At 68.2% G+C, this 12,700-nt stretch carries 8 protein-coding genes and 1 pseudogene; 6 read left to right on the top strand and 3 right to left on the bottom strand.

The features are described 5' to 3' along the window. Positions 1–41: 41 nt before the first annotated feature. Positions 42–443: a hypothetical protein gene (locus ACGGAQ_RS29560; protein ID WP_393054833.1), complete on the bottom strand. Its 402-nt coding sequence runs from the start codon at positions 441–443 to the stop codon at positions 42–44. Between the two features lie 692 nt (positions 444–1,135). On the opposite strand from ACGGAQ_RS29560, the pseudogene ACGGAQ_RS29555 reads away from it, so the two are divergent. Then, positions 1,136–1,998 (top strand): annotated as a pseudogene (locus tag ACGGAQ_RS29555) (IS5 family transposase). A gap of 18 nt (positions 1,999–2,016) precedes the next feature. Here the strand turns inward: ACGGAQ_RS29555 and ACGGAQ_RS29550 are convergent. Both ACGGAQ_RS29550 and ACGGAQ_RS29545 read right to left on the bottom strand, forming a co-directional pair. Beyond that, the gene (locus ACGGAQ_RS29550) at positions 2,017–2,259 is read right to left on the bottom strand and encodes a hypothetical protein (protein WP_393054831.1); all 243 of its coding nucleotides are present in this window, start codon (positions 2,257–2,259) and stop codon (positions 2,017–2,019) included. Positions 2,260–2,353: 94 nt separating this feature from the next. Then, entirely contained in the window at positions 2,354–6,310 is a 3,957-nt protein-coding gene (locus ACGGAQ_RS29545) for a restriction endonuclease (RefSeq protein WP_393054829.1), read from the bottom strand. 246 nt (positions 6,311–6,556) lie between these two features. Here ACGGAQ_RS29545 and ACGGAQ_RS29540 point away from each other — a divergent pair, with 246 nt between their 5' ends. The 5 genes from ACGGAQ_RS29540 (at position 6,557) to ACGGAQ_RS29520 (ending at position 12,699) form a co-directional block, all read left to right on the top strand. Next, positions 6,557–7,747 carry a helix-turn-helix domain-containing protein gene (locus tag ACGGAQ_RS29540; RefSeq protein WP_393054901.1) on the top strand — a complete coding sequence of 397 codons (1,191 nt, stop codon included), beginning with the start codon at positions 6,557–6,559 and terminating at the stop codon, positions 7,745–7,747. 316 nt (positions 7,748–8,063) lie between these two features. After that, complete coding sequence (locus tag ACGGAQ_RS29535; protein WP_393054827.1) at positions 8,064–9,254, top strand: helix-turn-helix domain-containing protein; 1,191 nt, start codon at positions 8,064–8,066, stop codon at positions 9,252–9,254. A gap of 126 nt (positions 9,255–9,380) precedes the next feature. Then, positions 9,381–9,542: a hypothetical protein gene (locus ACGGAQ_RS29530; protein ID WP_393054825.1), complete on the top strand. Its 162-nt coding sequence runs from the start codon at positions 9,381–9,383 to the stop codon at positions 9,540–9,542. Beyond that, positions 9,529–10,674 (top strand): helix-turn-helix domain-containing protein, encoded by a 1,146-nt coding sequence (locus ACGGAQ_RS29525; protein ID WP_393054823.1) that lies wholly within the window; start codon positions 9,529–9,531, stop codon positions 10,672–10,674. Before ACGGAQ_RS29530 ends, ACGGAQ_RS29525 begins: the two co-directional genes overlap by 14 nt. A 462-nt stretch (positions 10,675–11,136) precedes the next feature. After that, positions 11,137–12,699 carry an IPT/TIG domain-containing protein gene (locus tag ACGGAQ_RS29520; RefSeq protein WP_393054821.1) on the top strand — a complete coding sequence of 521 codons (1,563 nt, stop codon included), beginning with the start codon at positions 11,137–11,139 and terminating at the stop codon, positions 12,697–12,699. Position 12,700: the final 1 nt, after the last annotated feature.

Here is a 12,700-nt window from a genome sequence, read left to right as displayed (position 1 = left end):
AGAAAAAATATACGCGGATTGTGGCAGAAGCGGACGTTCGGTCAGCGACCTCCACGGCACGCCGTGAGGGGCACGAGGACCAGGACGGCAACGCCAAGTGCGGTGGCGCCGACAGCCCACCACCAGAAGAATCCCGAAAAGACCGAGGCGATCAGGAGCCCCATGCCGAGGCCGGCCAGCAGGCCGAGTCCGAACAAGGCCCGTGGGGGCAGGGCGAGGGACGGTAGGCGCCGTACCACGAGCACCTCCAGCCAGGTGCCGCCCAACGCCAGCAGTGTCGCGCCGACCCCGTCTACGGCGGATAGTCCGTGACCTTCGCTGATCGGCACGAGGACCCGGCCCTCGTCACCGGCGGGGACGAAGAGGATGAGCACGCCGACGGCGATGAGCAGAGCGGTGACTGCTACCTGGGTTCGTGGCGCACCCCCGACATCGTGAGACATCGCTCCAGTCTCGGTCATCCGCCATGGTCTCGGCAGGAGCCGAATCGCCGAACATCGAGAAGGCCTGCATAATCGTCGCGTCGTGAGCCCGCCTTCCTCGCCCGACACGGCGCGATCCCTGGCACCGATCAGCGGCAGATCAGTGCACCCGTGCAGCGCTCGTCAACACAGCGGGGTTGGCGACTTGATGTAGCAGGCTAATATGGTCGCCGGACGTTGGGAGCGTCCACTGCGGTAGACACACGCTCGGGTGCGGAGGCATACGTAACTCGACGAAAGGTGCGTATGCCGTGTACCTACGTGAGATCTTGCTGTGGGTTGTCCTAAGCGCCGCCGCTGGCGTGGTAGGCAACTTCGCGTATTACCTCCTCAGCCGGGCTTCGAGCCACTGGCGGAGGAAGTAGCCAGCGCTGCATAGCGCGCGCCTCTTGGCTGCAGCGTGCGATTGGTAACTAGGTGTGGCCAATCGTCGCCGCCCTTGGCCGGCAGGCGCGCGCTACGCGGCAAGGTCCTGCCTCGAGCGTCGCCTGTTACTCAACGTAACGCCCGATCGGCGGGAGATGAGTTCGCCGCTATGCCGTCGCGTTGAAGACTTGGTGCAGGATCCATAGAGACTGGTTGGCTTTGTACCAGTTCGGCTAGGGCGTGTCCTGCCGATCTTGTAGCGGTTGATCGTTGACGATGTGCCGGTGGTGCGTCGTGGCGAGTTAACCGATGAGGCGTGGGCGGTGATCGCGCCGCTGCTGCCGGAGCCGGGTGCTGCTCGGGGGCGGTGGCGGGATCACCGTCAGGTCATCAATGGGATTTTGTGGAAGCTGCGCACGGGTGCACCGTGGCGTGACCTGCCGGAACGGTTCGGGCCGTGGACGACCTGCCACGAGCGGCTGCGTCGGTGGACGGCGGACGGCACGTGGGATCGGATCCTCGCGGCGGCGCAGGTGCATGACGATGGCGCACCGGTGCAGTGGACGATCAGCATCGACTCGTCGATCGTGCGGGCGCACCAGCATGCCGCTGGCGCCCGCAAAAAGGGGGCTCCCCGACAAGTCCGGCGACGCCTGGTACGCAAGATGGCGAGGCCATCGGCCGATCCCGCGGCGAACTGAGCACGAAGATCCACCTCGCCGTCGACGGACGTGGCCGGCCGTTGTCGATCCTGCTCACCCCAGGTCAGGCCGGCGACAACCCTCAACTATTGGCGCTACTGGACGCGATCCGCGTCAACGAGCCCGGCCCCGGTCGACCCCGCAAGCGACCCGATGTGCTGATCGCCGACAAGGGCTAAGCGCACGACTCCACCAGACGTGCGCTACGGCAACGGGGAATCCGGCACGTCATCCCGGAACGCTCGGACCAGGTCGCCCGCCGGGCCGCCAGAGGCAGCACCGGCGGGCGACCACCGGCCTTCGACAAGGCGACCCACCGCAAGCGCAACGTCGTGGAACGCTGCTTCAACCGCCTCAAGCAGTGGCGTGACCTGGCCACCCGATACGCCAAACGCGCATCCCTCTACCGAGCGAGCCTTGTCCTCATCGCCGCCATCATCTGGCTCTGATGACACCGATGACTCGCCTCAAGCAGCGACTTGGGCAGAGCTGACGAACCAGGAACCCGACTCGACATCGATGGGCTCATCGACCCAGGGCTGCACGATGACGGCGAGCTGCCCCGTCATGGGCCACACGTCCACGACCCACCCGTCGGGCGTCACCTCGACAAGCGCGCGCAGCGGCTCGATGACCTCTGACGGCAGGTCCCATGAGCGTTCGAGGAAATCGTCCACGCCGAACTTCTCAACCGTGTTGACCACAACCACGGCGAGACTCTAGCCAAGACGTCCTGCCTCACCGTTCCATGATCGGCAGGACAGGCCCTAGTCGACGTCCAGCCAGCCTGACACCTCACGCTGATCAGTCATCGTTCTCGTCACCTTCGGCAAGAAGCTGCTCGGCATGGGTAGCCGACCACAACTCGGCAGCGGTGAAAGCTGCTTTGAGGTCCGGATCTGTCTCAGTGGCCGCTGCCTGTGCGGCGGCCGCGCGAGCCTTGTTGAGCTCGTCGGACATGCCGTTCGAGAAGCCCCACGAGCGGAGCGTCATGGCGACCGAGATGTCGGCGAGCACGCGCGTCGCCATGTTGCCGTTCAACAGGCGTGCCCTGACGAGTATGTTCCTGGCCAGGTCGGGGTGGCGCAGAGGCCACGTGCCGACGTCTCGGAGCGCCGACACCGTGTCCTCGAGCGCGGCACCGTCGAGCTCATCGACGGCTGCGGCGAGATGTTGGGCCTGAGTAGTCGTCATGCCGCTCCCCATGGCGATCGAGACGACGACCGATGCGTTCGCGGCTTCGCCGTGATGAGCGCGGCCGACCACCCAGTGCGCGAGCGCCTCGGCGTTTCGGTCGAAGGCGTCCGCGAAGCCATCGACGTCTGTCGGCAAGCGGCCGCCGTCGCCGTGCAGGTTCTGGAGATGGTCAAGGACTAGGCGTGGGTAAGTGAGTGCTATGCCGGCGGCGATCTGCTGGACGGCGTAGTCGTCCCATCCTGCGTAGTTGATCAAGTCGAGGATCGCCGAGGCGTCTTCGTCGCTCTGGGTCTGGCCCCAGCTGAGCCCGTCGTAGCCGCATGCGCTCTCGAGTGCATGCGTCAGCGCGTGCGGTGAAGCTTGTTCGCTGAGCAGAAGGCGGGCCGTCGCCGCGGGCGCGGTGGCGAGCAACTTGTGGCTGCCCATGATGAAACGGTTGCGTAGTTCAGGCTCGGCTTCCGCTATGCCCTCGCGGTGGATCTGCTCGAAGGGTGCCCCCCGGTCCGTCCAGGCATACGTGGCGAAGGCGTTGCCGATGGCTAGACGCACGTCCATGCGGCAGCTGGAAGCGTCAGCCAGCCAAGCGAGTAGACCGGTCGCGTCGTAGTCGGCCCAGGCATCCAGCAGCTGATGCAGACTCTGGTCGAGGACAGACGCAGGTCCGTCGGCGATCTCCCGAACCACGTGAGGTATGAGATCGGATCTCTGCTTGGCGAACTCCCGCCAGACGCCCCACAGCGTAGGTGGCCTAGGTGCGGCCAGCTCGGCCTCTACCGCGGAGGTGCGGAGCGCTCGCACCAACTCAGGGATGCTGTCGGACGTAAGCCGCGTGACGACCTGCGCGACTGTGCGCTCCTGCATCGCCGTCCGCTCCTCAATCCTGACTCGGCGCTGCTCGCTGTGTTCTGCATCGATCTCGTCCTGCGGCATGCCGGCTTCACGGGCGGCTCGCGCTGCTTCCGCTGCCCGTAGCTCATCGAGCGTTGCAACCGTCACTCCGCGCCGGGTCGGGAAGCCTCGGAACGTGCTCAGAAGGACCTCTGCCAGGTCGTCGTCCCGGTTGTCGAGCGACGTCACGAGACTCAGAGCAGCATGGCGAACACGTACCGATCGAGCGTGCTCGGCTGTCCAACCGATCTCGTGGCGGATCAGTCGGCGGATCACGGCGCTGCCGGTGGAAACAGCCGCCGTCTCCAAAGTCGTCAGCGTGGCGAGATCGTCCTCTTCCCAACCGAGAACCTCTTCCATGGTCACTTCCCGGTTGGCCGAACCTGCCGGTTGACGGACCGCTGTGCCGAGGAGGCGAACAGCCTCCCCGGCTCGGCGCAGGTCGGTCCCGCTCGCTTGCCGGAGAAGCGTTGATCGGATCGCGTCTCGGATCGGGCGTGCCCATGTCGCCGATACGGCGTACGGGCGGAGTGAAATGCGTCGGCGGGTTTCCGCGACGGTCCGGGTGCCATCCTTCGCGAGCAGGGGACGTAGCGCGAACATCGGCGTCGCGTGCCGCGGGTCGGTCGCCTGGGCGAGCTGCTTGTCGACCCACGCCACGATCCGCGGAGGGAACGACGGGTCCAGCATGTCGCCGATGCTCGCGAGCCGGTCCTCGATGACCCGGACAGCATGGCCCGGGTACTGGTTCGGTGGCCGTGAGTCATCGCGGTACAGCGACCACAGCGCGTCGAGGACCGTCTCGAGTGTCGCTGGGGCGCTGGCGGCGCACTGCCCGTACAGCTCGGGCATGAGCCAGAGAACGTCCCTTGAGTTCTCAGTTCCGTCGAAGAACGGGTGCGCGGCTGCAGCATCGCCGACTGTTCGGTCATGTTCCTGCAGTCGGACCCGGAGTTCCTCGAGCACTGTCAGGAACGGAACTGGCAGAGTGCTCGCCAAGTTGCGAAGCCCACGAAGCGCTCGATGCAACTCGACGGGTTCGGCATTGCGGAGCCGGTCCGCCACCGACTCCCAAATCGGCCCGATGACCGATGGCCCGTGCCGTCGAACGAGCCGCCAGTCGAGTTCCGCGAGCGTGGTCACGAGCCGGTCGTCGGAAGGGCTGCCGAAGGCCTCCCACAGCTGCTGAGCGAAGCCGGTCGCGTGGCGCCCGACTGCGGCCTCGGTCTCCAAGATTTCGTCCGCGAGCACGTCGGGGACTACGCGGGTCAGTCCGCTGCGCGTGACTAGGACACCGCGATCTTGCAAGCTCTGGCAGAGGCGCAGCAGGTCGCCCATGTCCAAGTCGACAAATCGGGCGATGTCTGTGCGGAGTCTGTCGTCGGTGTCGTCGATGGGGCCGAGAGCCGCGATGACGGCGAGTGCTCGTCGCACGGTGCGGTTCGGTACGCCTTCCAGCTCGCCGGTGGCAACCTCCTGGTACCGGGCGAGAACCTGCTGGCGAAGGGCGTCATCGGCCTTCAGGGGCGCTGTCAACCGGCCGCTACGGATCAGGTTGACGCCGATGACCGCCACGTGAGGCGAGTCAACGGCTTGGCCGGCGAAGTACTCCTGCGCCGCCAAGGTCAGATCGAGGCCGTCGGCGATGCTGGCGACCAGCTTGCGTGCGTCCCGCCGGCTCAGCTCCTCGACCGGGATCGTCTCGACCTGAGCCGGCGCAAACCGGGCGTTGATGATCTCGGCCTGCACGGCGGCGACCCCGGACGTCCGGGAGCCGAGGACAACCTGCGTGCCCTCCGTCAGGCGCGCGTAGGTGAGCAGCGCTGCAAGGGCGGCCGGGTCCCGGTGTGCGTCGTCCGCCAGCACGACGGCCGGTGTATGCGGAAGTTCGTCGATTGCTGCTTGGTCAAGGCTGCGTCCGGGCGAAAGGCAGACCACCGGAACCTGAGGGTTGGCCTGCTCGAACTCTGCCAATGCTTCAGTGAGCAAACGCGTCTTGCCGCGGCCTCCGGGGCCGGCAACAACGATGACCGTCGGGAAGTCCGCTGATCGGTCGAGTGCAGTCCGTAGCGCGGCGAGCTCGGCGTCGCGTCCGATGCGGGGTCCACGGTCGTTGAGCGGCGCGTCTTCCTTCATGCGATCTGCAACAAAGGTGTCGAGACTGAGAAATGCGTCGGTGCCGGGAACACCAAGAAGGAACTGTCGGGTCGGCCTGTCCCACGTCGCATCAAGGACGTCCCGTCGCTTATGCAAGGGGAGATCGTCCAACATGCGTCCGAGGGCACGCTGATCAAGTAGCTGCCACTTGGGGTGCTTCTTGATCTCCTTTCTGGCGTCGCGCGATGCCTCGCCGGAGAACACCAGGTAGTACTCGTCAGCCTGAAAGGTGCAGACGCGCACGACTTCCCGGACGTCTGCCGGCGTCAGCTTGTCGTATCGCTTGCACTGCCAAGCGGCGGTCTTTCCGTCGCTGTATTCACCTTCGAAGTCGACGCCGTCCTGAGAGTCGCCTCGCCGGCCCCAACGCTCCACCCGGGTCGCCCGACGAGCCGACCCCGGGCAGAATCTACTCGCACTGAGCAGGCGCTCGGTAAAGTCCTCGAACTCGTACTCTGAAAGGCTGGGCGTCGGGGGCAACCGCGGATTCTTCCCGGGCAGCGGGCCATCCGCGGACATCGGCGCCCACCTCCACTCTGCGTGCATCATTCTCGGACAAGATCGCTATCTCATGCCCCAAGCAGGATATCCCTCATCGCCAGCGCGGCGCCGCACTCGGTGGCGGTGGCCAGGTTCTTCCCGGGGCGAGGCTTCTCGGGGCACTTAGCGCCATCACTTGGACGCTCGGTCGGTGTACCGTCCAATATGCGGGGATAGCAGGGCGTGGCGGCTGTCCCGGTCCTCTACCTGGGAGCGGGCGAAGGCATGGTGACGAAGCCAGACACTATCGGTACCAGGATCCGGTACTGGCGGATGCGCCGTGGCGGCATGACCCAGGCGGTTCTCGCGGGGCTCGCTGGTGTCACCCAGCCGTATGTGTCGCAGGTTGAGTCGGGGCGGAAGACCATCGATCGCCGGTCCACTCTGGTGGCTTTCGCTGGCGCGCTCCAGGTCACTGTGGCCGACCTGCTCGGTCAGGGCAGCGAGTCCGGTGATCCGGCCCGCGAGAGCGCCGCCGAGTGCGTGCCGGCGATCTGGTCGGCTCTGATCGAGATCGAGGACGGCGAGCGCCGCCCGTCGACCTACACGGCCGATCGCCTGGCGGCCGATATCGCCCGCGCCGAGCAACTACGCACCTCGTGCAACTACCCCGCGATGGCTCGTATGCTCCCCGGCCTGCTGCTCGAATCCGCCGCCGTAGGCGGCTCCGTCCTCGTCCAGGTTGCTTACCAAGCCGCCACCTGCCTGCGGAACCTCGGATACCGTCACCTGGCCCTCAACGCCGCCCGGCTCGCCGGAACGGTCGCCGAGGACACCGAAGACTCGGCATGGATCGCGGCCTCCCGCTTCGCCTATGCGCAAAGCCTGCCGATCGAATCCGCATCGGTCGCGGCCCGTGCCGCCGACCGCTCACTGACCGAGCTGCAAGCCGACGCCGCCGACGAGCGGGTGCGACAGATGCTCGGACAACTTCATCTCTCGGCCGCGTTGACATCGACGGTGACCGGTCGTCTGGACGTAGCTCGCGATCACCTTGCGGAGGCGGCCCGCGAGGCGGCAACGCTTGGAGATCCGGTCGACGGGGCTGGCTTTAACGGCTGCGGGTTCGGACCAACCAACGTCGGGCTCTGGAGAATGTCCATCGCCGCTGAGCAGGGCGAATCCGGACGTGTCATCGAGTTGTCTCGGACGGTCCGACCGCAGGCGCTCGCAGCCTCGATTCGCCTGCAGTCTTACTGGCTCGACCTTGGTCGCGCGCTGGCCGACGGCGGTCGGCGGGATGCCGAAGCCCTAGCCGCATTCGTGCAGGCCGAGCGAGCCGCGCCGATTCCGTTCGCTATCAACCCGCTCGCCCGCGACGCTGTGGTGACCCTGGCGCAGCGTGCCCAACGCCGCGCCGTCCCCGACGAGCTGCGCCTGCTTGCCGGCCGCATCGGCATCAACCTGGCGGCATAGCTTCAAGCATTTGCACCCATCGTCATTCAACCTGGCATCTCGGTGCCGAGTTGAAAGCAGCTCGACGCGGTGCAGTTGATGTGTCCGTCTCACGTCACGGCATCCTTCGAAGTGCGCTGAACCGCTGACCCGCCGACAAGAGGGCCAGCGTGGTGCTCACGAGCACGGCGCCGCAGATTGGGCAGCGCCGGCGCGACGAGGACAAGCTAGATGTATCCCCGGCACTCAGCGTCACCGATGCGACGCTCTACGGGTGTAGCGTCCAGCCCTGTGGAGTACGCCGCAATCCGGGCCTCTACGTGGAGGTGGGGTAAGCATGGTGAAGAAGCCGGACACCATCGGTGCCAGGATCAAGTACTGGCGGATGCGTCGTGGTGGCATGACCCAAGCCGTTCTCGCTGGCCTCGCTGGCGTTACCCAGTCGTACGTGTCGCAGGTCGAGTCGGGCCGGAAGCCGATCGATCGTCGCTCCACTCTGGTTGCTCTCGCTGCCGCACTCCAGGTCACGGTGGCCGACCTGCTAGGCCAGGGTACGGAGTCCGGCGACCCGGCTCGCGAGGGCGCCGCCGAGTGTGTGCCCGCGATCTGGTCGGCTCTGATCGAGATCGAGGACGGAGAGCGTCGCCCTTCGACCTACACAGCGGAACGCCTGGCAGCCGAGATCGCCCGAGCCGATCAGCTCCGCAATTCGTGCAACTACCCGGCTATGGCGCGGATGCTCCCGGCGCTGCTGCTCGAAGCCGCCGCCGTGGGCGGGACGACGCTCGCCCAGGTCGCCTACCTGGCCTCTACCTGCATTCGACACCTCGGCTACCGCCACCTGGCCCTCAACGCCGCTCGGGTATCCGTGTCCGCTGCCGAGGACGTCGAAGATCGAGCGTGGCTGGGTGCTTCTCGGTTCGTCTACGCGCAGAGCCTGCCAATCGAGTCCGCGCGCTTGGCGGCCAGATCCGCTGACCGATCACTGGTGGAGCTACAGGGGGACGCCTCCGACATCCGGGTGCGCCAAATGCTCGGTCAGCTTCACCTCATGGCTGCGCTGGCCTCGACCGTGGACGGACGTGCCGATGTGGCTCGGGATCACCTCGCAGAGGCCACGCGTGAGGCCGAGAGCCTGGGAGATCCAGCCGACGGTGGTGGCTTCAACGGGTGTTGCTTCGGGCCGACCAACGTCGGGCTCTGGAAGATGTCCATCGCGGCTGAGCAGGGCGAGCCGGGCAAAGTGATTGAGCTGTCCCGGACGATACGGCCGCAGGTGCTCAAGGCATCGAACCGCCAACTGTCGTACTGGCTCGACATTGGGCGAGCGCTGGCGGACGGCGGTCGCCGGGATGCTGAGGCTCTCGCCGCATTCGTGCAGGCCGAGCGAGCCGCGCCGATTCCGTTCGCCATCAACCCCCTCGCCCGGGACGCCGTGGTGACCCTAGCCCAGCGCGCCCAGCGCCGAGCCATCCCCGACGACCTGCGTCTGCTCGCCGGTCGCATCGGAATCAACCTGGCCGCATAACTGCCAGTAATCACCGCATCACCAATCCGCCCTACTGTCCGGTTTGGGACGTGACCGCGTCCCGATGACCTGGCGCGGCGGTGGTCGATCCCGAGCACGGCCGCGCCCTTACCGGATGAGGCGGGGATGAGCGGCCAGGATGACAACGCTCCGGAGAACAAGGGTGAAGCTGCCGAGCGGGAGGCGGCCAAGCAGCGCCTCCTGGCCCAGGCCGAGGCGGACCGCGTACCCGTGGAGGACACGACCCGCGCGGTCCCGGACCGGCGGTGGCGGCGTGACCAGCGATGACATCCCTATCGGCCGCCGCGTGGCGAGCTGGCGGGTGCGGCGGCAGATGACCCAGCAGATGCTGGCCGACCGGCTGCGTAGGTCGAAGAGCTGGGTCGACAAGATCGAACGGGGTGTCCGCCCCCTGGACCGGTACTCGGTGATCCAGGACCTGGCCCACGTCCTCCGGGTCGACCCGGAGGTGCTACTCGGTCAGCCGCGGAGCACCCCGGCGGGCACGCCGGACGGCGTGGACGACATCCGGGCCGCGCTCGCCCGCTACGACACCCCGCAGGCTCCACCACAGACGGACGAGCTGAGACGGCAGGTCGGGCACGCCTGGTTGACGTACCAGCACGCGCACTACGGGCAGTTGGTGCGCCTGTTGCCGGCTCTGCTCGACGCCGCCCAGGGCGCGCGATCGGCGGAGCTGCTGGTGCAGGCGTACCGGATCGCCTCGTCGCTGCTGGTGAAGCTCGGCGAGGCCGACCTCGCCTGGCTGGCCGCCGATCGGGCGATGGGCGCCGCCGCCGACGACCCAGCGCTCGCGGCGACGGCGGCCGTGTCGGTCGGCCAGGCGCTGCGCGCGTCAGGCCGCGACCGCTTCGCCCTGGCCGCGACGCTCGCCGCCGCGAACCGCGTCCGGCCGCAGCGGTCGCCGGGGGAGTGGGCCGTGGGCGGGACGCTGCTGGTCCAGGCCGCGCTCGCCGCCGGCGGCTGCGGCGAGCACCGCCGCGCCGACGAGCTGACCGAGCGGGCCGCGGGGGTCGCCACAAACCTTCGGGGGTACGACGATCAGCACCGCACCAGCTTCGGGCCGGTCGTCGTCGACCTGGCGCGGGTGCTGCTGGCGGCGCAGCGGGGTGCCTCAGACGAGGCGCTACAACGGCACTCGACTGTGGTGCGGCGGGAGGCATGGCGGCGGCTGCCTGCCGAGTATCGGGGCGCGTACCTGGTGGATGCCGCGCGGGCGTACCTCCAGATTGGCGACCTGCGCGGGGCGGCACGCGCCCTTGTCGACGCGGACAGCGTCGCACCGGCCGAGGTCCGGTGCCGGCCTCTGGCGCGTACCGTGATCGCCGAGGTTGCCCGGGGGCACCCGGCGCCGGCCGGCGTGGCGCGACTGGCGACGCTGGTCGGCCTGACCCGTTGACGGCCGGCGCTCGGCCACCACCTTGCTCGCGCCGGCCTCGCCGGCGGTGCGTGAAGGCGGCCACGCAGATCGCCGCAGCCTGACGGCAGTCGCCAGCAGCACGCAGGGACATCCGGTCCCGCCCGGGCTTGATCAACCAGATCAGACCCACGGCGGGGCCGGATGGCTACACACCGGGGAGCACTTCGGGAGCGTCCGGCTCAAGCCGGGACGGGTCACGCGGGTCCGCTGGCCCTGGCCTCACATCATCCAGCTGCGGACGACTTCGCCGTGATTTCGGTGACGAAGTGTAGTCATCCATGCGCTTTCGGTAGTTCCACCCATGCCGCGCCGCGCTCTGTCTCGTTGCGCCTATGAGTGGCGTGGATCCAGTTTCCGCGCACCGGCACCTGCTTGAGCTGAACGGGGAAAGCGATGGGATCTGTCCGGCGACGACTGTCGGTGGTATCGGTGGGGTTACTGGTGGCTGGCGCGGCCGGTCTGGGGCTGGCGCCGCCGGCGCTCGCGGCCCCGGGCGACGCCGCTGCGCGGGGCGCGGTGCTCGACCTGGTCGGAGACCCCGGCGACGAGTCAGTCCAGGCCCAGGGCACCTTCGGAAGCGTGACCGCCCCACCCAGCGGCGGTACGGACGACGAGACGTCGGTGGACATCACCCTCTCCGATCCGGAGAACGTGGTCGCCACCGGCACGGTCGCGGAGGTCACCGCCACCCGCGGGCCGATCACGTCGTCCGCCTCGTCCCAGCTCGCCAACTTCACGCTGAGCGTCCTCGGCGTCGAGGTGCTGGACGTCTCCCAGTTGGGGGTGACCGTCCAGTGCAGCGCGGGCCACACCAGCGCCGGAGCCACCGGCGAGGACATCGCGGTCTTCGGTCAGCCGATCAGCGTCCGTGACACGGCCCAGGAGTTCACCGCGAACGTCACCGTCGCCGGTCTGACCAACGCCACCTTGCGCGCCGTCGTCGACCGTCAGCTCACCGGCACGCCGAACAACTCGGTCGGGATCAACGTGCGCGCGCTGCTCTCCGTCTCCGGGTTCGATGGCGCTGAACCGGTGCAGTTCTCGCTCGGTCAGGTGATCCTCGCGGAGGCCTCCTGTCAGAGCCCGCCGGCGGTGCCGCCGACGGCGTCGGCGATCTCGCCGAATTCCGGTCCACAAGCGGGTGGTCAACCGGTGACGATCATCGGCACCGGCTTCGTGCCGAATGCCACGTTGGTGACGTTCGACGGAGTGGCGGCCACCAACGTGGTCGTGGCCGCCGACGGTACGTCGTTGACGGCCGTGACACCGCCGGGAACGGTGGGCCCGGCGGCGGTGGTGGTCACCACGGCCGGTGGCTCGACGCCCGCGTTGCCGTACACCTATCTGGCCGACGGCACCGGCGCCGAGGTAACCGGTCTGACGCCGGGCGAGGGGCCGACCGCCGGCGGTACGACGGTGACAATCACGGGTTCCGGGTTCACCGGGGCGACCGGGGCGACCTTCGCCGGGGTGGCCGGCACCGGCTTCACCGTCAACCCGGCCGGCACCACGATCACGGTGGTGACCCCGCCGAACCCGGCGGGTCCGGCGACCGTCGAGTTGGTCTTCCCGGGCGGTACCGCGAACGCCGGCACGTTCACCTACCGCGCGGTCGCGGTCGCACCGAGGATCGAGTCGCTCTCCCCGGACAATGGCAGCACCGCGGGCGGCACCGTCGTGACCGTCCGGGGCAGCGGGTTCGTCCCGGGCCAGACCACGCTCGGTATCTGCGGACGGACGATCGCCGCGAGTGAGGTCACCGTCGCGGCGAACGGCCGCTCGTTGACGTTCCGCACGCCGCCGTGCGCGGCGGGCAAGGCCGAGATCCGGGTGACCACGCCGGGTGGTACGTCGAACGAGGTCGTGTTCCATTACCAGGCGGACCTGCCGGTCACCGGTGCCTCGCTCGGCATGCCCGTCGCGGCCGGCCTCACCATGCTGCTCACCGGTGGGGTGCTGCTCCTGGTGACCCGCCGCCGCAGGCAGTGCGTCTGGCTGGCCTGAC

The organism is Micromonospora sp. NPDC047557, from assembly GCF_043205095.1.
In the GTDB taxonomy this organism is placed as follows: domain Bacteria; phylum Actinomycetota; class Actinomycetes; order Mycobacteriales; family Micromonosporaceae; genus Micromonospora.
The sequence above is the reverse complement of the archived record's forward strand: the minus strand, read 5'-3'. Positions and strand labels throughout refer to the sequence as shown.